Raw genomic sequence first — 21853 nt, 5'->3', positions numbered from 1 at the left:
ATGAAGAACACGACTTTCGCAACAAAAATGATGATCGGCGCGGCCAGTGTCGCCTGCGGCCTGCTGTTCGCCGCCGGCGCCTCGGCCAGTGCGCTGGAGCAATTCAAGAGCTTTGCGGCCGGCACCAAGTCGGCCAAGGGCGAGTTCGTGCAGCGGCAAGTCAAGAAGGCGGACGCCAGCGGCAAGGCCAAGGTATCGACGCCGGCCAGCGGCACGTTCGAGTTTGCCCGCCCGGGCAAGTTCATCTGGACCTATCTGAAACCGTACGAGCAGCTGCTGCAAGCCGATGGCGACAAGTTGTATATCTACGACAAGGACTTGAGCCAGGTGACGGTGAAGAAACTGGGCGACGCGCTGGGTTCCTCGCCAGCCGCCATCCTGTTCGGCAGCAATGACCTGGAAAAGAATTTCACCCTGGCCGAAGCGGGTACGCGCGATGGCCTGGAATGGCTGAAGGCAACGCCGAAAGCCAAGGACACGACGTTTGATGAAATCACCATCGGCCTGCGCAATGGCGTGCCGGAAGCGATGGAATTGCGCGACTCGTTTGGCCAGACTTCGGTGCTGGCGTTCAAGAACTTCCAGAAAAATCCGGCCTTATCTGCCAATCACTTTAAATTTGTCATGCCTAAGGGCGCCGACGTGATTAACAATTGATTATTGACGTCCTGTTATTGACCGGCCTCGCAGCGATGCGGGGCCTTTGCATTCTTACCGGATAAATATTATGGCGGATCTCTTTTCCACCGCACCGCGCCAGCCGCTGGCCGAGGCCTTGCGGCCGAGCACCTTGAACGAAGTCATCGGTCAGACGCATCTGTTGGGCGTGGGCAAGCCGCTGCGCCTCGCGTTCGAGGCGGGCAAGGCCCATTCGATGATCTTGTGGGGCCCGCCCGGCGTGGGCAAGACGACCCTGGCGCGCCTGATGGCGAATGCCTTCGACAGCGAATTCATCGCCCTGTCGGCCGTGTTTGCCGGCGTGAAAGATATCCGCGCGGCCATGGACCAGGCCCGTCATAGCCTGGACCAGTTCGGCAAGCACACTTTATTGTTCGTCGACGAGATCCACAGGTTCAACAAGTCGCAGCAGGATGCCTTGCTGCCGTTTGTCGAATCGGGTCTGGTAACCTTCATCGGCGCCACCACCGAAAACCCCAGCTTCGAAGTCAATTCGGCGCTATTGTCGCGCGCGCAAGTGTATGTGCTCAAATCGCTCAACGAAGACGAGATGAAGCAGTTGCTGGCCAAGGCGCAGTCGACGGCGCTGACGCACCTGAGCTTCGACGAAGCGGCCGCCGATACCCTGATCGGCTACGCGGACGGCGATGCGCGGCGCTTTTTGAACTTGCTGGAGCAGGCCGAGACGGCCGCCAGCTCGACAGGGACGACCAAGATCGACGCGGCTTTTGTCGACAATGCGCTGACCCTGAACTCGCGCCGCTTCGACAAGGGCGGCGACAATTTCTATGACCAGATTTCCGCCCTGCACAAATCTGTTCGTGGATCGCATCCTGACGCGGCCCTTTACTGGCTGACACGCATGTTGGATGGTGGTGCTGACCCTCGATATCTGTCACGTCGTATCGTGCGCATGGCTTGGGAGGACATTGGACTTGCTGATCCAAGGGCTATGCAGATTGCTAATGATGCAGCCCTGACCTTTGAGCGTCTCGGAAGCCCAGAGGGGGAACTGGCTTTAGGGCAGGCCGTGATCTATCTGGCGGTGGCGGCTAAAAGCAACGCGGGCTACAACGCCTATAACCAAGCCAAAGCATTTGTGAAGAAGGACAAGAGCCGGGAAGTGCCTGTTCACCTGCGCAATGCGCCGACGAAGCTCATGAAAGAACTAGGCTATGGGCATGAATACCGATATGCTCATGATGAACCCAATGCTTATGCCGCTGGCGAAACTTATCTGCCTGATGACATGAAGGAACCTGGTTGGTATCAGCCAGTGCCTAGAGGTTTGGAGATGAAGATTGCGGAAAAGCTTGCTGTGCTTAAGCAGTGGGACGAGGAAGCGGGGAAGAAATAAATGGCGATCTCGCGCAATGTCTGCTGTTCAGCCTGCCGCAATATCAGTAGTTTCATCACATCAATTCCTGCGTCGTGCCTATCTGGCTTTGACAGCAAAATTGACGAACTACTTGACCCTCATTCACTCCGAAGAGTAAAAATTCACATCAAAGATTGCGCAATGCGAAGCGCTTCTTCAATCAAACGATAGGAGCGTGCCGATTTTCGCGCACCAGATCAAATACCTAAACTACATAGTGGAACAGGAGCATCGGGCCATCGAGCGGATGGCCAGGCCAATATTCAACTTTAAGTCATTCCGTTGCGCCGATAATTTTCTCACAGGCATCGAACTCATGCACATGATCCGCAACGGATGGCACAGTTGTGATGTCGTTCGCCGACCAATTTTATGCGCTGGCAGGAGTGGACCGTCCAGTTTGAGGGCAGCACTGCCATTCAGGGGAAATTTCGCCCTCTGATCAACAACGCGACAGAACCCGAAATGGTCAGGAAACATCAACATGCCCATCAAGCGTTCGACGGTTATTCTTCGTTGCGCTAGGTGCGCCCAACTCGGCGGAGATTTTGGAAGCAGCTTGCTTGACGGTGTCAATCAACGATTGCATGCGCTTGAGCGACATATAGGGTACGGTGCTGGAAACGCTGACCGCAGCCACCAGTACCTGGCCAGCATCGTAAATTGGCGCCGATACGCAACGAATCGACGGCTCATTGTCCTCTAGATCGAAAGCATAGCCACCCTCCGCATACTGGCGCATCCGGTCGCGGAACTCGGTCCAGCTGTGCTTTGGCACCAGCTTGGCTGCGCCAGCACTCGTCGCTACAGTGGCTTTCTGGTAAAAATATTTCCAATCGGTCTCCGGCATTTCCAGCATCAGTGCCTTGCCGACGCCGGTGGTCGCCAGTGGCATGCGATGACCGACCCTTGAGCGCATTTCCAGGCCTCGTTTACCTGGGATCTTGTCCAGGTAAAGCACATCGTCCGCATCGCGCAGGGCCAAATGGATGGTATCTCCCGACTGCTCGGCCAATTGATCGAGGTAAGGGCGCGCAGCGACCGCCAGCGATACCTCTTCACGTGCCTGAAAACCCAGCTCAATCAATTTCGGTCCCAGTACATAGCCGGCATTCGCCGTAAAACGCAAGTAGCGCTCCTGCACCAAGCAACTCGCCAGCCGGTGCGTCGTGCTGCGCGAGGTGCCGACTACCCGCGAAATTTCCATTAACTCGCGTGCACCGCCAGCGACCGCTTGCAGTACTGCCAACCCGCGCGTCAATGTTTGTGTGCCAGTTGGGGTGCCATTATTTTGATGGGTGGCGGTCGAACTAGAGGGTTTTGGCATTGTAAAAGTCTATATGGGAAATATGCATAGGATACCCGTTTCAACGAAAATCGGCGGGAAAATGGCGAATTTATGTAATAAATCCCACATATTGGTATTCAATATCATATATTGACAGCGGGTTTAACTTCACCTAGACTACGTCAAAATCCTTTCCACGGAAAACTTTCCAAACATGCCAATGAATCAGATACAGCATCAAACACAGCTAATCGCACTCGACTGGGGCACCTCGTCGTTGCGGGCTTATCGCCTTGGCGTGGATGGTCAGGTATTGGACTTGCGCTCGTTGCCGTGGGGCGTGATGCGGCTGCCGGAGGTCGCGCCGGTTAAAAAAAGCGGAGTGGATGATGCGGATGGCAAGGCGGGCTTCGAACTTGCCTTTGAGCAGGCTTGCGGCGATTGGCTGCGTGCCACGCCAGACGCTCCCGTGATCGCGGCCGGCATGGTCGGTAGCCGTGAAGGCTGGCGTGAAACACCCTATCTATCGATTCCGATTACTGCCGGCCAGATTGGCAGCACGCTCAATACAGTACGCACCCGTAGCGGGAAAGTCGTGCATATCGTGCCTGGCCTGATCCAGAACTCCGCGCTGCCCAATGTCATGCGTGGCGAAGAAACGCAAGTGATCGGTGCGCTCAGCATGCTCGATGCCGCTCAGGATGGGGCGCGCTCCGAGCAGGAGGAAACTCTGATCGGCTTGCCTGGCACTCATTCGAAATGGGTAGGAATACGCAGGCAGAGTGGCGACATGCAGAATCACATCACGCATTTCAGCACCTTCATGACTGGCGAGCTGTATGCCATGCTGTGCGCGCACTCCATTCTTGGGCGCGGCATGCAAACGGGCGACACTGGCGGTGATGATCATATTGCCTTCGACCGTGGCGTGCTGGTGGCGCAAACCTCGGCCGGACGTGCGGGCGTGTTGTCGACCATCTTCAGCACCCGTACGCTGGGATTGACGGGCGTACTCGATGGGGCTGGCCAGCGCGAATACCTGTCCGGGCTGTTAATTGGCCATGAAATTGCGGCTTTGAAAATCTTGCTGCAGGAGCAAGGCGAGCAGCTTCCACGCGTCATACTGATCGGTGATGCCGCCTTGTGCGGGCGTTACATGCGTGCCCTCAGGGCCCATGGCATCGAACAGATCGACGTGGCGGCGCAAGCGACTGAACGCGGCTTGTGGCAACTGGCGCTGGCGGCCGGTCTGCTGACGCGGGTTGCCGATAAAAGGGCCAGCAATAGAAGTTAAGCTGAATCATACAAAATGGCGCGGCATTGCGCCGACGTCACGACCAAGGAGAGCGCAGTAATGAAGATCACCAAGTTGACAACTTACCTCGTACCCCCGCGCTGGTGTTTTCTGAAGATAGAGACGGATGAAGGCGTGGTTGGCTGGGGCGAGCCTGTTGTCGAAGGCCGTGCCCACACCGTCGCTGCAGCGGTCGAAGAGCTGGCCGATTACCTGATCGGCAAGGATCCGCGCAATATCGAAGATCACTGGACGGTGTTGTACCGCGGCGGCTTTTATCGCGGCGGCGCCATCCACATGAGTGCCTTGGCGGGCATCGACCAGGCACTGTGGGATATCAAGGGCAAAGCCCTGGGCGTCTCGGTCAGCCAGCTGCTGGGCGGCCCGGTACGCGACAGCATCCGCATGTACTCCTGGATCGGCGGCGATCGCCCTGCCGATACGGCTGCGGCGGCCAAGGATGCCGTGGCGCGCGGCTTTAGTGCCGTGAAAATGAACGGTACCGAGGAACTGCAGTTCGTCGATTCTTATGCAAAAGTGGAAGCGACATTGGCTAACGTCGCTGCGGTGCGTGAAGCCGTCGGCCCGCATGTCGGCATTGGCGTCGATTTTCATGGCCGGGTGCACAAACCGATGGCAAAGATCCTGATCAAGGAACTGGAGCAGTACAAGCTGATGTTCATCGAAGAGCCGGTGCTCAGCGAAAATTATGAAGCGTTGAAGGAACTGGCCTCGCTGGGCTCCACGCCACTGGCCCTCGGCGAACGGCTGTATTCGCGCTGGGACTTCAAGCGCATCTTGAGCGAAGGCTATATCGATATTATCCAGCCCGACGTTTCCCACGCCGGCGGCATTACCGAGACTCGCAAGATCGCCACCATGGCCGAAGCCTATGACGTAGCGGTGGCACTGCATTGTCCGCTGGGACCGATTGCCCTGGCTGCCTGCTTGCAGGTGGACGCGGTGTCGTATAACGCCTTCATCCAGGAGCAAAGCCTGGGTATCCATTACAACGAGAGCAACGATTTGCTCGACTACGTGAAAAACCCCGAGGTGTTTGCCTACGACAAGGGCTACGTGACCATTCCGCAGGGGCCGGGCTTGGGTATCGAAATCAACGAAGAATATGTCAAGGAGCGCGCCGCTGTCGGCCACCGCTGGCGCAATCCGGTCTGGCGCCACAAGGATGGCAGTTTCGCTGAATGGTAGACACGCCATTTCCGGGCCAGGGGGCACCGGGGCGCTAGTGTCACGCTGATGAATGACTGGACCGGTGCTGTCGCGGCCATCGGTGCAGTGTTGCAGGACGCCCGACGTGGGGGAGTTGCCATAATGCAGCCCCGTTTTGACATCAATAAGGAGACGTTGACATGAAAAAAATAATTCTAAAAACAATCGCCACATTGGGTTTTGCCACGATGGCCCTGGCCAGCTAAGTTGCGCTGGCCGAGGACATCAAGATCGGCTTCCTGGTCAAGATGCCTGAAGAGGGCTGGTTCCAGGAAGAATGGCGCTTTGCCGAGCAGGCGGCAAAGGAAAAAGGCTTCAAGATCATCAAGATCGGCGTACCTAACGGCGAAAAAGTCATGAGCGCGATTGACAATCTCGCCGCGCAGCAGGCGCAAGGCTTTGTCATTTGCGTGCCCGATGTCAAGCTGGGAACGGCCATCGTAAACAAGGCAAAACAAGCGAAGCTGAAGTTTTCCACTGTGGATGACCGCCTGATCGACGGCAAGGGCAAGCCCATCGAAAGCGTACCGCACATGGGTATCTCCGCTTTTGAGATCGGTAAACAGGTCGGCACAGGCATGCTCGACGAGATGAAAAAGCGCGGCTGGAACATGAATGAAGTCGGTGCCTTGCGCATTTCCTTCGATGAACTGCCGACGGCCAAGGAGCGCACCAGCGGCGTGATTGAGGCGCTGACGGCAGCAGGCTTTCCGGCGGCCAATATCATTAATGCGCCGCAGGTGAAGACGGACACCGAAAGTGCCTTCAATGCCGGCAATACCGCCTTGCTGAAAAATCAGAAATTCAAGAAATGGCTGGCATTCGGCTTGAACGATGAAGCAGCGCTCGGTGCCGTGCGCGCCGCCGAAGGCCAGGGCATCAAGGCTGACAGCATGATCGCCATCGGTATCGGCGGCAGCGCTTCGGCCATCAGCGAGTTTGCCAAGAAAGATGTGACGGCCTTCCTGGGCACGGTCTTGATCAGCCCCAAGCGCCACGGCTATGAAACGGCGATGAATATGTACGAATGGGTGAAGAACGGCAAGGCACCGGCCGCTTTGACTTTGACCAGCGGCAAGATCATGTACCGCAATAACCAGAAAGAAGTCAAAGCTGAAATGGGTTTATAAGCACCATTGCAAGCGGGTTTGTGCCCGCCTGCAAACATAAACCAGGTTGCGCCGGAGCGCTGCGGTGGCCGGCGCCGCCCTTCATCCTGAAACAGCAGATCGCCCAGTGCGAGGAGACTGCCAGTGAGTCCATATTTACAATTTTTATCCATCAGCAAGCAGTTTCCCGGCGTGAAAGCCCTCGATGGCATTTCGTTTGACGTAGTCGAAGGACAAGTCCATGGTTTGATGGGCGAGAACGGGGCCGGGAAGTCGACTTTGCTCAAGATCCTGGGCGGCCAGCATGCGCCCACGGCCGGTCAGATCCTGATTGCGGGCCAGGAGCGGCGCTTCCATGGCGCCAGCGATTCGATTGCCGCCGGCATCGCGATCATCCATCAGGAATTGCAATATATTCCAGACATGTCGGTAGCCGACAACCTCATGCTGGGCCATTTCATTTCCAAGTTTGGCTATCTGCGCGAAGCGGCTGCACTGGAACTGGTCAGCTCGGAGCTGGCGCGCATGGGCGTCGATATCGACCCGCGTGCAAAGCTGCGCAACCTGTCCATCGCGCAGCGCCAGATGGTCGAGATTTGCAAGGCCTTGATGCGCGATGCCAAGATCATTGCCCTCGATGAACCTACCAGCAGCCTGTCCCATCGCGAGACAGAAATCCTGTTTCGCATGGTCGATGACCTCAAGCGCAAGAACAAGGCCCTGATTTACATCTCGCACCGCATGGACGAGATTTACCGTTTGTGCGATAGCTGCACCGTCTTCAGGGATGGGCGCAAAGTGGTGTCCTACCCCTCGCTCGGCACGGTATCGCAGCATGAGCTGATCAATCAGATGGTGGGGCGCGAAATTGCCGATATCTATGATTACCAGCCCCGTCCTCTGGGGCTGGAGATGCTGCGCGTCGAGGGTGTCCAGGGCAAGTCCGTGCCCCATCCACTGAGTTTCAAGATACGCCAGGGTGAAATTGTGGGCTTTTTTGGCTTGGTGGGTGCGGGACGCAGCGAATTGATGAAGCTGGTGTACGGCGCCGACAGGATGCATGCCGGAAAGATTTTTCTGCAAGGGCAAGAGTTGCAGAAGGTGAACATTCAAAACTCCATTGCCAGGGGCATCGTGCTGTGTCCGGAAGACCGCAAGGAAGAAGGCATCGTGGGTGGGCGCTCGGTGTCGGAAAATATCAACATGAGCGTGCGGCGCCACGATCGCAAGTTCCGCTTTTTCGTCGACGACATGAAGGAAGCCGCCACGGCGGACCGCTTCATTCAACTGTTGAAAATCAAGACGCCCAGCCGGTCGCAGGAAATTCGTTTTCTGTCGGGCGGCAATCAGCAAAAAGCCATTCTGTCGCGCTGGCTGGCCGAGCCTGACCTGAAAGTCATCTTCATGGACGAGCCTACGCGCGGTATCGATGTGGGCGCCAAACATGAAATTTACGCCGTGATGTATGAGCTGGCCCGCAAAGGCTGCAGCATCGTGATGGTATCGAGTGAATTGCCCGAGGTACTGGGCGTATCGGACCGTATTGTCGTGATGTGCCAGGGGCACATCGTGGGCGAGGTAAGCCACGATGAGGCCAATGAAAATAAGGTGCTTGCCATGGCTTTGCCTACAAGCGCTACCGCTTCAACATTGGAGTTTGAAACAATATGAATACACAGCCATCCTTGATGCGACGGGTGATCGCAGACTACACAGATTACAGCCTGCTGCTGATTTTTGTCGTCATGTTCGTGGTCCTGTCCCTGACCGTACCATACTTTTTTTCGCAGCAAAATCTGATAGGCCTGGGCCTGTCGGTTTCGCAAATTGGCATGGTCGCCTGCACCATGATGTTTTGCCTCGCTTCGCGCGATTTCGACCTGTCGATCGGTTCCATCGTGGCATTTGCCGGTGTGGTGTGCGCCATGGTGCTGAACAAAACCGACAGCATTGCCATCGCGCTGGCAGCCAGTCTGGCTTGCGGCATGATCGTGGGCTGGATTAACGGCGCCGTGATCGCCTATCTGCGCATCAACGCGCTCATTACCACCCTGGCCACCATGCAGATCGTGCGCGGCATGGCCTTCATTGCCTCCGATGGGCAGGCCGTCGGCATCACCAATGAAAGCTTTTTCAGCCTGGGCACCAGCATGCTCCTGGGCATTCCGACGCCGATCTGGATCACGGTACTGTGCTTCGTGGTGTTTGGCGTGATGCTGAACAAGACCGTGTACGGACGCAATACGCTGGCCGTAGGCGGCAATCCGGACGCATCGCGCCTGGCAGGCGTCAGCGTGACCAAGACCCGCGTGTACATCTTCCTGATACAGGGTGGTGTCGCCGCCCTGGCCGGTGTCATCCTGGCCTCGCGCATCACCAGTGGCCAGCCCAATGCGGCGCAGGGTTTTGAACTCAGCGTGATCTCGGCCTGCGTGCTCGGTGGCGTTTCCCTGATCGGCGGACGCGCCACCATCACGGGTGTCGTCGTGGGCGTGCTCATCATGGGCACCGTGGAGAACGTGATGAGTCTGCTCAACGTCGATTCTTTCTACCAATATGTGGTGCGTGGCACGATTCTGTTGCTGGCCGTGTTGATGGACCAACTCAAGAGCCGCGCCGAATGAGTACCGCCAACAAACTTAGCCCTTACTGCATCGGAAACTGACATGACGCATCGACTTGAAGGAAAAATTTGCATTGTGACCGGTGGCGGCCAGGGCATTGGCGCTGCGGTGGCGGACTGCTTTGGCCGCGAGGGCGCCAGCCTGGTGATTGCCGAACTCGATGAAGCGATAGGCGCAGCCAAGGTGCGCGAACTGTCAGCGCTGGGCGTGCCCGCCATGTTTGTGCGCACTGACGTGGCGCAAGCCGAGTCGGTGCAGGCCATGGTGGTGGCGACACTGGCGCGCTTCGGCCGCATCGACGTGTTGGTCAACAATGCGGGCATCAACGTGTTCCGCGAACCTTTGAAAACGACCGCCGAAGACTGGAAGCTGTGCATGTCGGTCGATCTCGATGGCATGTGGCACTGCTGCCAGGCGGCGTTGCCCGCCATGCTGGAGGGTGGCGGTGGCAGCATCATCAATATGGCTTCCACGCACTCGTTTTCCATCATCCCCGGCTGCTTTCCGTATCCGGTCGCCAAGCACGGCGTGATCGGTCTGACCCGCGCGCTGGCGCTCGAGTATGCGGCGCGCGGCGTACGCGTCAATGCCATTGCGCCTGGCTATATTGAAACGCGCCTCAATACCGAATACTGGAACAGCTTTGCCGACCCTGTCGCTGCCCGCCAGGCCACCTGTGACCTGCTGCCACCGAAGCGCGTCGGACGCCCCGAGGAAGTGGGCATGACGGCGGTTTTCCTTGCATCGGACGAAGCGCCATTCATCAACGCCAGTACCATCGTCATCGATGGCGGAAGATCGGTCGTGTATCACGACTGAGCGCGGCAGGACGGCATCGCATAATAAATATCTATATTGGAGACACCATGACAGCACCAAAAGATCCAACGCGCCGCCTGCGCTCGCAGGCCTGGTTCGGTGGCGACGACAAGGATAGCTTCATCCACCGCAGCTGGATGAAAAACCAGGGTTATCCGAATGACGCCTTTGATGGCCGGCCGGTGATAGGCATCTGCAACACCTGGTCCGAACTGACGCCGTGCAATGGCCATTTCCGCGACCTGGCTGAAGCTGTCAAGCGCGGCGTGCTGGAAGCCGGTGGCTTCCCGGTCGAGTTTCCCGCCATGTCGCTGGGCGAATCGAATTTGCGTCCGACCGCCATGCTGTTCCGTAATCTGGCCAGCATGGACGTGGAAGAATCGATCCGTGCCAATCCTATCGATGGCGTGGTGCTGCTGACGGGGTGCGACAAGACGACGCCAGCACTACTGATGGGCGCGGCCAGCGTCGATTTGCCGACCATCGTGCTGTCCGGTGGCCCCATGCTGAACGGCAATTATCGCGGCAAGCCTATCGGTTCCGGCACCGACGTCTGGAAGTTTTCGGAAGATGTGCGCGCTGGCCGCATGACTCCGGCCGATTTCAAGCTGGCCGAATCGTGCATGTCGCGTTCGACCGGGCACTGCATGACCATGGGCACGGCTTCGACCATGGCCAGCATGGTCGAGGCGCTGGGGGTGACCCTGCCGGGCAATGCGGCGATTCCGGCCGTCGATGCGCGGCGCAAGCTGCAGGCGCAAATGACGGGACGGCGCATCGTCGCCATGGTGCACGAAGACTTGAAGCTGTCGCAGATACTCACCAGGCAGGCGTTTGAAAACGCCATCATGGTCAATGGCGCCATTGGCGGTTCAACCAATGCGGTGGTGCATTTGCTGGCCATTGCCGGGCGCATCGGCGTCGACCTGACCCTGGCTGACTGGGACCGTTTGGGACGCGATATTCCCTGCCTGCTGAACCTGATGCCGTCAGGCCAGTACCTGATGGAAGATTTCTATTACGCGGGCGGCTTGCCCGTCATCATCCGCGAACTGCTGGGCAGCCTGCATGGCGAGGCCCTGACCGTGACTGGTGTCAGCTTGGCAGCCAATGTCGCAGATGCGGAAAATTTCAATCCAGACGTCATCCACCCGCTGGCCGCGCCATTCAAGGACGATGGCGGCATTGCTGTTCTGAAAGGTAATTTGTCGCCACGCGGCGCCATCATCAAGCCATCGGCCGCCACGCCAGCGCTGATGCAGCACCGTGGCCGCGCCGTCGTGTTTAACAGCATCGAACATTACAAGGCACGCATCGACAGTCCTGAGCTCGACATTGACGCCAGTTGCGTCATGGTGCTGCAAAACTGCGGCCCGAAAGGCTATCCGGGCATGGCGGAGGTGGGTAATATGGGTTTGCCGAAAAAGCTGCTGGAGCAGGGCGTGCGCGACATGGTGCGCATTTCGGATGCACGCATGAGCGGCACCGCGTTTGGCACCGTGGTGCTGCACGTTGCGCCGGAAGCGGCGATGGGCGGGCCGCTGGCGCTGGTCCGCGACGGTGACATGATCGATCTCGACGTGGCCGCGCGGCGCCTGCACCTCGATGTCAGCGATGAGGAACTGGCGCGCCGGCGCGCCGCATGGCGGGCGCCCGAGCCAGCCATGCGCGGCGGTTACCAGTCCATGTATATTCAGCATGTCTTGCAGGCCGATCAAGGTGTCGACCTGGATTTCCTGGTCGGCTGCCGTGGCTCCGCCGTGCCGCGTGAGTCGCACTGAGCATGGATGTTGAGATGAACGAGATGACACAACTTGCGCTGCTGGTCGATGCCCGCAACACGCTGGGTGAAGGCGTGCTGTGGTGTGAGCGCAGCGGGCGCGTGTACTGGACCGATATCGGCGCGCAACGGCTGCATTGCCATGGCACCGGCACTGGCGTGCATGATACGTGGGAAATGCCTGAACGATTGTCCTGTTTTGCGCTCACGCAAGATGAAAATATCCTGTTGCTGGGACTGGCATCAAGGCTGGCTTTTTTCAATCTGCGTACCCGGGCCGTGACCGAGATCTGCGCGGTAGAGGCCGAATTGCCAATGACGCGCGTGAATGACGGCCGTTGCGACCGCCAGGGCCGCTTCGTCTTCGGCACCATGGACGAGCGGGAAGACAAGGAGGCGACCGGCAGTTTTTACCGGCTCAATGGCGACCTGACGCTGGAGCGCCTGCCCCTGCCGGGAATCGCCATCGCCAACAGCATCTGCTTTAGTACCGATGGCAGCGCCATGTACTTTTGCGACTCGGCCGAGCGCATCATCTACCGCTGGGATGGTTATGCGCGCGGCGATGCGACGCAGCTCAGCGTCTTTGCCGGTGCCGACGCCGGTTCGGCTGCGCCCGATGGCGCGACTATCGACGCCGATGGCTTCCTGTGGAGCGCGCAATGGGGCGGCGCCCGCATCGTGCGTTATGCGCCAGATGGCAGCGTCGAGCGCACCGTGTCCGTGCCCGTGTCGCAGCCAAGCTGCGTCTGCCTTGGCGGCGCGCTGCTTGACGAATTGCTCGTGACGACGGCGCGCGAGTCGCTGCCGGCCGCCATGCTGGCCAGAGAGCCGCTTGCCGGTGGCTTGTTTCATGCACGGCTCGAGGATGTACGCGGCTTGCCCGAGGTGCGCTTCGGCGGCCACGTTTAACTATTTCAAAGGACGGAAACCCCATGTTGAAACACGCAATTTTTCAAGGCATCCTGGAGCGACGCATGGTGGCGATCGTGCGCGCCGGAAGCACTGACGCGGCATTGCAAATCGCCGAAGCCTGTATTGCCGGCGGCATCACGGCGCTCGAGGTGGCCTTCACCACGCCCGATACGCTCGACGTGATCAAGACGCTGCGCCAGCGTCATGGCGCCGATGTGATGCTCGGCGCCGGCACCGTACTCGACCCCGAAACGGCGCGCCTGGCCATCCTGGCCGGCGCCCAGTTCATCATCTCGCCCAGCGTCAACGTGGACACCATCCGCTTGTGCCAGCGCTACCAGGTGCTGGCCATGCCCGGCGTGATGACGCCGACCGAGATCGTCACGGCGCTCGAAGCGGGGGCGGACATCATCAAGATATTCCCGGCAGAAGTGTTCGGGCCCGCGTACATCAAGGCACTGCGCGCACCGCTGCCGCAAGCGCCATTGATGCCGACGGGTGGCGTCAGCGTGGAAAACCTGGCCGCCTGGTTCGACAATGGCGCGCTGGCGGTCGGCATCGGCAGCAGCCTGACCGGTCCGGCGGCAAACGGCGATTACCAAGCCGTGACCCAGCGTGCACGGGCCTTCGTCGAGCAGCTGGCGTTGATCAAGCAGGGCTGGTCAGGAAACTGATACGCGGCCAGTATGCGAGGGCATCAGCGAGCTTTTACCTAATGAGAGACAGCATGGAGTCAGCATGACAAATTATCACGGCATTTATCCGATTCTGTATGCATTCTTCCAGGCCGATGGCGCGCTGGACCGCAACGCCATGCGGGCCCAGGTCGAGGCAAGCATACGTCATGGCGCGCACGGTATCGCCATCCTCGGCCTGGCGACCGAAGCCAACAAGCTGTCGACTGGAGAACGACGCCAGCTGATGGAATGGGCGGCCGAGGATATCGCAGGCCGCGTACCGCTGGCCGTGACCATTAGCGAGCCCAACATTGCAGAGTATGTGGCGTTTGCCAAGGCGGCGGCCGGGCTGGGCGCGGACTGGCTGGTGCTGCAACCGCCTGCCGGGCGCAGCGTGCCTGAATCTGAATATATCCGCTTTTTTGGCACAGTGGCCGATGCCTGTCCGGTGCCGGTGGCGATCCAGAACGCCGCGATGTATCTGGGCACGGGCCTGTCGGATACGGGCTTGAAAACCCTGGGCCACAACCATCCCAACGTCAGTATCTTGAAGGCCGAAGGTTCTGCTGCCGCGATCGGCCAGACCATTGAAACCACGGAAGGCATGTTCACCGTCTTCAATGGCCGTGGCGGCCTGGAGTTGCCGGACAACTTGCTGGCTGGCTGCGCCGGACTGATACCCGCGCCCGAGTGTTTCGATGTGCAGGTCAGGATATACAACTTGATGCGTGAAGGCGGCGCGGACAATCAGCAGCAGGCGCTGGCGCTGTACCGCGAGATACTGCCGCTGATTGTGTTCCTGATGCAGTCCATCGATAATTTCCTGTGCTACGGCAAGCGCCTGACGGCGCGCCGCCTTGGGCTGGGGCAGGTGTTCGACCGCGCCCCGGCCCTGGCGCCGAGCGCATTTGGCCTGGCGACCTTGCAGCGTTATGGCGACCATCTGCCGGCCTGGTAAGTGTGGGGTCGAGCATGGAAGTCTGGCATGAAGCACTCGACGCGGATGCACCTGGCTTGTTTCGCATGCATGTGCGCGGAGAGCGGGTCTGGCTGACCTTCCTGAATGTCGGCGCGCGCGTGGAACGCTGGCGCCGCCTGAACAAGGACGGTGCTTGGATCGACCTGTGTCTTTTCTATCCGGACCCCCGCTGTGCGTTGGCGGACCAGGTATGCATGGGTGTGACGGTGGGGCGATTTGCCAATCGTATCGCCAGGGGCGAGTTTCCACTGCATGGAAAAACGGTGCGCCTGGAGTGCAACGACGCGGGTAAACACCATATTCACGGTGGCGCGCAGGGCTTTGGCCAGCGCCTGTGGCAGCTGAAAAGCATGGACCGGAACGGCGTGACCTTCAGTTTGCATTCCCCCGATGGCGACCAGGGCTATCCGGGAGCCGTGGACGTGGTGGTGCATTATGCGCTGGAGTCCGAAGAACAGCTGCGCATCGTGCACCAGGCCCAGTGCGCACAAGATACGGTCATCAATACCACCAGCCATGTTTATTTCAACCTGCATGGGGTGTCGCACGCAGAGGGTGCGTCGCCACAGCATGGTGTCATGGATCACCAGTTGCAGATTATGGCGGACCACTACCTGCACGACCGTGGCGATTTTGTCCCTTCCGGGGCGGTGCTGCCGGTCGATGACACCGCTTTTGACTTTCGGGCGCCTCGTGCCTTGTCCGGGCAAGTGGCGCGCATGCCTCATGGCCGCCTGAACACCACGTATGTGAACCGCCAGCGCGCGCCCCGTCACATGTGGGCACACGTGAGTGCGCCAGGTTCTCCGTGGACACTCAGCGTGGGAAGCGATGCACCCGCTGCCATTTTGTATAACGGATTTGCCCTGTCCAGGGAGCAGACGTTTGGCCTGTATGAACCGTTGGCCGGATTGTGCATTGAGCCTCAACACTATCCTGACTGCGTCAATCATCCGCAGTGGCCATCGGCTGCATTGAGTCCTACGCACGCGTATTCGCGCACCATCATTTATCGATTGGCAGAGAGAACATGAGGCATATCGCCAGCCCTGTTGTTGCGTTGTCCGGCGTTCTCCCGAGATCGTTCTCTGCGCGCAATGTGCGGCAGGATGCTTGCAGAATCGACTCGTATCAATTTTTGAAAGAATTCGTTGACCTTCATTTTTTTGTACGGTATATTTATAAAACCATGCGGATGACTTTGCTCGGCTGACTTTCCAGGGTGGCAGGCAGGGACAGTTTTCTGAGAAAGCCCATCCTTGCAAGCTTATCTTCGCTTAGCTTGGGCAATGTAGCCAAATCGTGGTGTGCCGATGACATGAAAGATGCTGTTAAAGACAGCATTTTTTTAACGATCAAATTGTACGTTAAATATAATAATCAACATAAAAACCGCAGCAGGAGACAGCTAATGATGAAAAGTGTCGTATGTGATACGCCCGGCACGCTGCGCATGGAGCAGCGTCCGATTCCCGTGCCGGAGGCCGGCGAGGTGCTGGTACGCATCCGCCGCATCGGCATTTGCGGCACCGACATGCACATCTTTCGCGGCACCCAGCCTTTTCTCAGCTATCCACGCGTGATGGGGCATGAACTGTCTGGCCAGGTGGTATCGGCCCCGGATGGATCGGCATTGGCCGCCGGTGACCAGGTGTACGTGATGCCCTATCTGTCCTGCGGCACCTGCGTCGCCTGCCGCAAGGGCAAGACCAACTGCTGTACCCGGATCGAGGTGCTGGGCGTGCACCGCGACGGCGGCATGAGCGAATACCTGGCGCTGCCGGAGCGTTTCGTGTTCAAGACCGAGGGCATTTCGCTGGACGATGCGGCCATGATCGAATTTCTCGCCATCGGCGCCCATGCGGTCACGCGTGGTTCGGTTCAAGCCGGAGACAATGTGCTGGTGGTGGGGGCCGGCCCGATTGGCATGGCGGTCATGCTGTTTGCCAAACTGAAAGGTGCCAGGGTGACGGTGCTTGATGCTCGCCAGGATCGGCTGCAATTCTGCCGCGACACCTTCGGCATCGAGCGCACGGTGCAAACCGGTCCGCAGGACAAGGACCAACTGGCCGCCTGCAGCGACGATGAGTTCTTCGACATCGTGTTCGACGCTACTGGCAATATCAAGGCCATGGAGCGCGGCCTGGAATTTGTCGCCCACGGCGGCACCTACGTGCTGGTGTCCATCGTGCGCGATATTCTGTCGTTCTCCGACCCTGAATTCCACAAGCGAGAAACCAGCCTGCTTGGCAGCCGCAACGCCACTGCAGCCGACTTTGAGGAGGTGGTGGCGGCAATGAAGGCAGGCCTGGTGCCGACTGCGCTACTCAATACCCACCGTACCACGCTGGATGAATTCACGACGGTGCTGCCGCTGTGGATGGAGCCGTCGGCCGGCGTGATCAAGGCGATTGTCGAGATCTGAATCATGCTCAATCCCGTGGTCAACCCCATCCTCCAATTCGGCACCAGCCGCTTCCTGCAAGCGCATGCCGACCTGTTTATCAGCGAAGCGCTGGAAAGCGGCACCGCCCTGGGTGCTATCACGATCGTGCAAAGCACCGGCAATCCTCACAGCGCGCGCCGGATCGATGCTTTCAAGCAGCCGGGTGGTTTTCCTGTACGTATCCGGGGATGGCAAGACGGCGCCGCGGTCGACCAGGAGAGGCGCGTGGTGTCGGTGACGCAGGCGCTGCAAACGAGCCGCGACTGGCCGCGCATCCGGGCCGAGGCTGCCAGCGGCGTGCAGGTGATACTGTCAAACACGGGTGACGCCGGTTATGCCTTGTCGGCAGAGGACCATGCGGGGCTGCTCGATGGCGATATCGCGCCGCAAAGCTTCCCGGCCAAGTTGCTGGTGCTGTTGCATGGCCGCTTCCTGTGCGGTGCTGCGCCGATCTCGATCTTCCCGTGCGAACTGGTGGCCAACAATGGTACGGTGCTGCGCGAACTGGTACTGCAACTGGCGCGTGACTGGCAGTTGGACGCTGCGTTCGTATCATGGCTGGCCGAAGGCTGCGTGTGGGTCAATTCGCTGGTTGACCGCATCGTTTCCGAGCCACTCGATCCAATCGGTGCCGTCGCCGAACCCTATGCCTTGTGGGCCGTCGAGGCGCAGCCGGGCATGCTGCTGCCATGTAGCCATCCGCAACTGGTGGTGACTGACAGCCTTGAACTTTACGAGCGGCGCAAGCTGTTCCTGCTCAACCTCGGCCACACCTTCTTAGCCGAGCAGTGGCTGGCAGCAGGTGGGCCGGAAGACCTGACGGTGCTGCAGGCGATGGCCGATCCGGCCATGCGTGAACCGCTGGAAGCGGTGTGGGCGGACGAGGTGCTGCCGCTGTTCGCCGCCCTCGGCGAGGCGCAGGCCAGCGGCGACTATCTGCAGCAGGTGCGCGACCGTTTCAACAATCCCTTCCTGGCGCATCGCCTGGCTGATATTGCGCAGAATCACGGGCAGAAGAAGCAACGCCGTTTTGGCCCGCTGCTGGCCCTCGCTGCGCAACTGGGACTGGATCTGCCACAGCGCCGTCTGCGGGCTGCCATGGAAGGAGTGCCAGCATGAAGCACGCCATGCAATTCTGGGCGATCGGCGAATGCATGCTGGAGCTGCGCCAGGGCGGCGAGAACGTCCTTCACACCAGTGCCGCCGGCGATACCTATAACACCGCCGTTTATCTGAAGCGCCTGCTGCCCGCGCTGACCGTGGTCTATGTCAGCGCACTTGGCGACGACGCCATGAGCGGCAGTATTCGTGCCCAGATGCGCGGCCATGGCATCGATGAACGGCTGCTTGACATCTTGCCCGGCCAGTTGCCTGGCCTGTACCTGATCGAGACCGATGAGGGCGGCGAGCGTGGTTTTCGCTACTGGCGCGCGCAATCTGCGGCGCGCTCGATGCTGGGCGCGGCGCACCTGGAGCGCTTGTACGCAGCACTGCCCACCTGCGGCGCGCTGCTGCTGACTGGAATCACACTGGCGATCCTCGATGATGGGCGCCGTGCCGCGCTGCTGGAACTGGCCGCCAGGGTGCGAGAGCAGGGTGGCTGGGTGCTCCTGGACAGCAATTACCGCCCCGCGTTGTGGCAGGCCGATGTCGCCCGCCATTGGCTGGCGCGGGCACTCAAGATCAGCAGCCATGCCCTGCTTAGCGCCGACGACGAGGCGCTGCTGCACGGCGATGCCGACGCTGCGGCTACGCTGGCCAGGGTGCTGCGTTCCAGCGAGGCGGAAGTGGTGATCAAGATGGGCGCGCAGGGCTGCCTGCTGGGCGGGGCTGGCTTGCCGGTACTTGAGGTGGCGGCGACGCCGGTGAATGTGGTCGACACGACTGCGGCCGGCGACAGTTTCAACGCCGGTTACCTGGCTGCGCGCTGGTCCGGCCGGGCGCCGAAAGCGGCTGCGGAGCTGGGCGGGCGGCTGGCGGCGGCAGTGGTGGGCCATGCCGGCGCCATCGTTCCGCAATCGGCCATGCTACAAACTCTGATGGATATTCAGCTTTGATATCGACTAAAATGACAACTCGACCAAAACTCTCTGACGCTTCTATTACAGCGGCTGCCGAACCCCATGTCCAAACCAGCGACCGTATTCAAGCGGTGCACCAATCTGCTGTTGCAATTCCTGGCCGAGAATGTGGCGGTGGGCGAGATGCTGCCCACGGAGCAATACCTGACCACGATCTGCCAAGGCAGCCGCACCGCCGTGCGCAGCGCGATCACCTACCTGAACACGCGGCGCCTGATTGCCAGCCTGGCCGAGCGGCGTTTGCTCAGGAAGCCGATTCCCGGCGACTATTTCGACATGGCCGAGCTGCAGTCTGGCGCGGAACGGATACAGCAGGTCTTGATGGAGCGCGTATACCAGCGCGACATGCCGCCCGGGGCCGAGTTCTCGGAGGCGGAACTGGCGCGCGAGGCCGGTGCCAGTACCGTCAGCGTGCGCGAGTTCCTGATCGGCTTTTCGCGCTTCGGCCTGATCGAAAAGAAACCACGCGGCGGCTGGCGCCTGTGTGCCTTCGACCGCTCGTTCGCGACCGAGCTGGCCGATATGCGGCGCATGTTCGAACTGGCTGCGGTGGAACAGTTTGCGGCGCTGCAGCACAACGATCCGGCCTACAAGGAACTGGCCCGGCTGATCGTCCAGCACGAGAAGCTGGAAGCGAAGATCGATACCCGTCACAGCGCATTTCCAGCGCTGGACCGCGAATTTCATACCTTTCTGATCGGCCTGTTGAACAACCGTTTCGCGCAGGGCTTCTACGACATCGTTTCCTTCGTCTTCCACTATCACTACCAGTGGGACAAGGGCGAGGAAATGGGCCGCAACAAGTATGCGCTGCAGGAGCATCTGGCGATCTTGCGCGCACTCGCAGTGCACGACGTGCCCACAGCGCTGGCCTGCATGCAAGAGCATCTCACTTCATCGCGCCGCACCATGCTGCAATCGATCGGCGTGCGCGAAAAGGCGCAGGCCCAGGGCTGACGCCTACTGCCGCCTTCCATCGGGAGGGCGTGCCATGCTGAACACTCCAGTTTCAGACGTCTTGCTGATGTCCGCCGGGGACAATTGCGTGATCGCCCGCACCGCCTTGAAGAAAGGCGAACGGGTGCTGATCGACGAGGCTCCCTTCGTGCTGTTGCAGGACATCGCCATCGGCCACAAGCTGGCGCGGACTCCGCTGGCAGTGGGTGACAAGGTGTTGCGCTATGGCGCCATCATCGGCAGCGTTACGCAGCCGATCTCCATCGGCGAGCATATCCACACCCACAACCTCGAAAGCGACTACATCCCGACTTTCACCCTGGGCCAGGACGGCCAGCACTTCCTGGAAAAGGACGGCGCCAAATGAACGCTCCTGATACATTCCCGCAGCTTTCCGGTTACCTGCGCGCCGATGGCCGCAAGGGCATCCGTAACATCGTGGTAGTGGCCTATATGGTCGAATGCGCGCATCACGTGGCGCGCCAGATGGTCAATGCCTTCCCCGGCCAGTCCGTGCACCTGATCGGCTTTACGGGCTGCTTCCCGAATGAATATGCCGACCAGGTGATGCGCCGCCTGCTGACGCATCCGAACGTCGGTGCTGTGCTGCTGGTGTCGCTGGGTTGCGAAGGCTTCAATAAATACGGCTTGAGCACGGCGGTGGCCGATAGCGACCGCCCCGTGCATACCATCACGATCCAGGAAAACAGCGGCACGCGCCCAAGCGTGAAGAGTGGCGTCGAATGGATAGGCTGGGCGCTGGAACACCTGGCGCAGCAAGTGCGCGTGCCTATGGCGCTGGGCGAACTGGTGATTGCCACCATCTGCGGCGGCTCCGATAGCACCAGCGGCATTACCGCCAACCCGGCCGTCGGCGTGGCCTTTGACACCTTGATCGACGCCGGCTGTCCCTGCATCTTCGAGGAGACCGGTGAACTCGTGGGCTGCGAGTACCACATGCAGCGGCGCGCCGTAAGCCCCGGCTTGGGCGACGCCATCGTAGAAACCGTGGCCAAGGCGGCCAGGTATTACACCATCATGGGACACGGCAGTTTCTCTCCCGGTAACGCCGACGGCGGCCTGACTACACAGGAAGAAAAGTCGCTGGGCGCCTACGCCAAGAGCGGATCATCGCCGATCGTCGGCATTTTGAAGCCGGGCGACCAACCGGCTGGCGGCGGCCTGTATCTGCTCGATGTAGTGCCCGATGGCGAGCCGCGTTTCGGTTTTCCAAACGTGTCCGACAATGCGGAAATTGTCGAACTCATTTCCTGCGGCGCCCACATCACCTTGTTTACCACCGGCCGCGGCTCGGTGGTCGGCTCGGCCATCTCGCCGGTGATCAAGGTGTGCGCCAATCCGCAAACCTTTGAACGCCTGGCTGACGACATGGATGTCAACGCCGGCAAGATACTTACCGGCGAGGCCAGCCTGGAAGCGGTGGGCGCCGAGATTGTTGACGCCGTGCTGCGCGTGGCCAACGGTGAATTGAGCCGCTCGGAAGACCTTGGACACCAGGAATTCGTGCTGACGTATAAGCAATTTGACGCGCTCGGGCCGGGCTGTTTCCCGCTGCGCGCGGCCTGAACGGAGAAGAT

General features: G+C 59.8%; 20 protein-coding genes and 1 pseudogene. 20 read left to right on the top strand and 1 reads right to left on the bottom strand.

The annotated features are described in order from the left end of the window. The 3 genes and pseudogenes from lolA to ACQ4WP_RS17050 all read left to right on the top strand — a co-directional run. The gene (gene lolA / locus ACQ4WP_RS17060; protein ID WP_436522632.1) at positions 1-657 is read left to right on the top strand and encodes an outer membrane lipoprotein chaperone LolA; all 657 of its coding nucleotides are present in this window, start codon (positions 1-3) and stop codon (positions 655-657) included. A 70-nt stretch (positions 658-727) separates the two neighbouring features. Continuing rightward, positions 728-2035, top strand: coding sequence for a replication-associated recombination protein A (locus ACQ4WP_RS17055; RefSeq protein ID WP_436522630.1), 1308 nt, complete (start codon positions 728-730; stop codon positions 2033-2035). Between the two features lie 187 nt (positions 2036-2222). Beyond that, a pseudogene (locus tag ACQ4WP_RS17050) lies at positions 2223-2460 on the top strand (DDE-type integrase/transposase/recombinase); the annotation flags it as partial. A 65-nt stretch (positions 2461-2525) separates the two neighbouring features. Here ACQ4WP_RS17050 and ACQ4WP_RS17045 read toward each other — a convergent pair. Continuing rightward, positions 2526-3383 carry an IclR family transcriptional regulator gene (locus tag ACQ4WP_RS17045; protein WP_436522628.1) on the bottom strand — a complete coding sequence of 286 codons (858 nt, stop codon included), beginning with the start codon at positions 3381-3383 and terminating at the stop codon, positions 2526-2528. A gap of 181 nt (positions 3384-3564) precedes the next feature. On the opposite strand from ACQ4WP_RS17045, the gene ACQ4WP_RS17040 reads away from it, so the two are divergent. From ACQ4WP_RS17040 to ACQ4WP_RS16960, 17 genes are all read left to right on the top strand, one after another. Further along, a complete protein-coding gene (locus ACQ4WP_RS17040; RefSeq protein WP_436522626.1) occupies positions 3565-4638 on the top strand; it encodes a 2-dehydro-3-deoxygalactonokinase in 1074 nt (357 codons plus the stop codon). A gap of 60 nt (positions 4639-4698) precedes the next feature. Further along, positions 4699-5847, top strand: a complete 1149-nt coding sequence (gene dgoD, locus ACQ4WP_RS17035) for a galactonate dehydratase (protein ID WP_436522624.1) — start codon at positions 4699-4701, stop codon at positions 5845-5847. A 233-nt stretch (positions 5848-6080) separates the two neighbouring features. After that, positions 6081-6998: an arabinose ABC transporter substrate-binding protein gene (locus tag ACQ4WP_RS17030; RefSeq protein ID WP_436522663.1), complete on the top strand. Its 918-nt coding sequence runs from the start codon at positions 6081-6083 to the stop codon at positions 6996-6998. Positions 6999-7121: 123 nt separating this feature from the next. Continuing rightward, positions 7122-8648 carry an L-arabinose ABC transporter ATP-binding protein AraG gene (gene araG, locus ACQ4WP_RS17025; protein WP_436522622.1) on the top strand — a complete coding sequence of 509 codons (1527 nt, stop codon included), beginning with the start codon at positions 7122-7124 and terminating at the stop codon, positions 8646-8648. Further along, positions 8645-9601: an L-arabinose ABC transporter permease AraH gene (gene araH, locus ACQ4WP_RS17020; RefSeq protein WP_436522620.1), complete on the top strand. Its 957-nt coding sequence runs from the start codon at positions 8645-8647 to the stop codon at positions 9599-9601. Before araG ends, araH begins: the two co-directional genes overlap by 4 nt. A 42-nt stretch (positions 9602-9643) precedes the next feature. After that, entirely contained in the window at positions 9644-10420 is a 777-nt protein-coding gene (locus ACQ4WP_RS17015; protein ID WP_436522618.1) for an SDR family oxidoreductase, read from the top strand. 47 nt (positions 10421-10467) lie between these two features. Further along, complete coding sequence (araD, locus tag ACQ4WP_RS17010; RefSeq protein ID WP_436522616.1) at positions 10468-12201, top strand: L-arabinonate dehydratase; 1734 nt, start codon at positions 10468-10470, stop codon at positions 12199-12201. A 14-nt stretch (positions 12202-12215) separates the two neighbouring features. After that, the gene (locus ACQ4WP_RS17005) at positions 12216-13112 is read left to right on the top strand and encodes an SMP-30/gluconolactonase/LRE family protein (RefSeq protein WP_436522614.1); all 897 of its coding nucleotides are present in this window, start codon (positions 12216-12218) and stop codon (positions 13110-13112) included. 23 nt (positions 13113-13135) lie between these two features. Next, positions 13136-13789 (top strand): bifunctional 2-keto-4-hydroxyglutarate aldolase/2-keto-3-deoxy-6-phosphogluconate aldolase, encoded by a 654-nt coding sequence (locus ACQ4WP_RS17000; RefSeq protein ID WP_436522612.1) that lies wholly within the window; start codon positions 13136-13138, stop codon positions 13787-13789. Between the two features lie 64 nt (positions 13790-13853). Continuing rightward, positions 13854-14750: a dihydrodipicolinate synthase family protein gene (locus ACQ4WP_RS16995; protein WP_436522610.1), complete on the top strand. Its 897-nt coding sequence runs from the start codon at positions 13854-13856 to the stop codon at positions 14748-14750. 14 nt (positions 14751-14764) lie between these two features. Further along, complete coding sequence (locus ACQ4WP_RS16990) at positions 14765-15805, top strand: aldose epimerase family protein (RefSeq protein ID WP_436522608.1); 1041 nt, start codon at positions 14765-14767, stop codon at positions 15803-15805. A 380-nt stretch (positions 15806-16185) separates the two neighbouring features. Then, positions 16186-17196 carry a zinc-binding alcohol dehydrogenase family protein gene (locus tag ACQ4WP_RS16985; protein ID WP_436522661.1) on the top strand — a complete coding sequence of 337 codons (1011 nt, stop codon included), beginning with the start codon at positions 16186-16188 and terminating at the stop codon, positions 17194-17196. Positions 17197-17199: 3 nt separating this feature from the next. Beyond that, positions 17200-18336, top strand: a complete 1137-nt coding sequence (locus ACQ4WP_RS16980; protein WP_436522606.1) for a mannitol dehydrogenase family protein — start codon at positions 17200-17202, stop codon at positions 18334-18336. Further along, complete coding sequence (locus tag ACQ4WP_RS16975) at positions 18333-19274, top strand: sugar kinase (protein ID WP_436522604.1); 942 nt, start codon at positions 18333-18335, stop codon at positions 19272-19274. The genes ACQ4WP_RS16980 and ACQ4WP_RS16975 overlap by 4 nt, the downstream gene beginning before the upstream one ends. Before the next feature lie 66 nt (positions 19275-19340). Beyond that, positions 19341-20255, top strand: coding sequence for a GntR family transcriptional regulator (locus tag ACQ4WP_RS16970; RefSeq protein WP_436522602.1), 915 nt, complete (start codon positions 19341-19343; stop codon positions 20253-20255). Positions 20256-20289: 34 nt separating this feature from the next. After that, the gene (locus tag ACQ4WP_RS16965) at positions 20290-20622 is read left to right on the top strand and encodes a UxaA family hydrolase (RefSeq protein ID WP_436522600.1); all 333 of its coding nucleotides are present in this window, start codon (positions 20290-20292) and stop codon (positions 20620-20622) included. After that, positions 20619-21842, top strand: a complete 1224-nt coding sequence (locus tag ACQ4WP_RS16960; protein WP_436522598.1) for a UxaA family hydrolase — start codon at positions 20619-20621, stop codon at positions 21840-21842. The genes ACQ4WP_RS16965 and ACQ4WP_RS16960 overlap by 4 nt, the downstream gene beginning before the upstream one ends. Positions 21843-21853 lie beyond the last annotated feature (11 nt).

The organism is Janthinobacterium lyxosi, assembly GCF_051380665.1.
Lineage (GTDB): Bacteria > Pseudomonadota > Gammaproteobacteria > Burkholderiales > Burkholderiaceae_D > Janthinobacterium.
The sequence above is the reverse complement of the archived record's forward strand: the minus strand, read 5'-3'. Positions and strand labels throughout refer to the sequence as shown.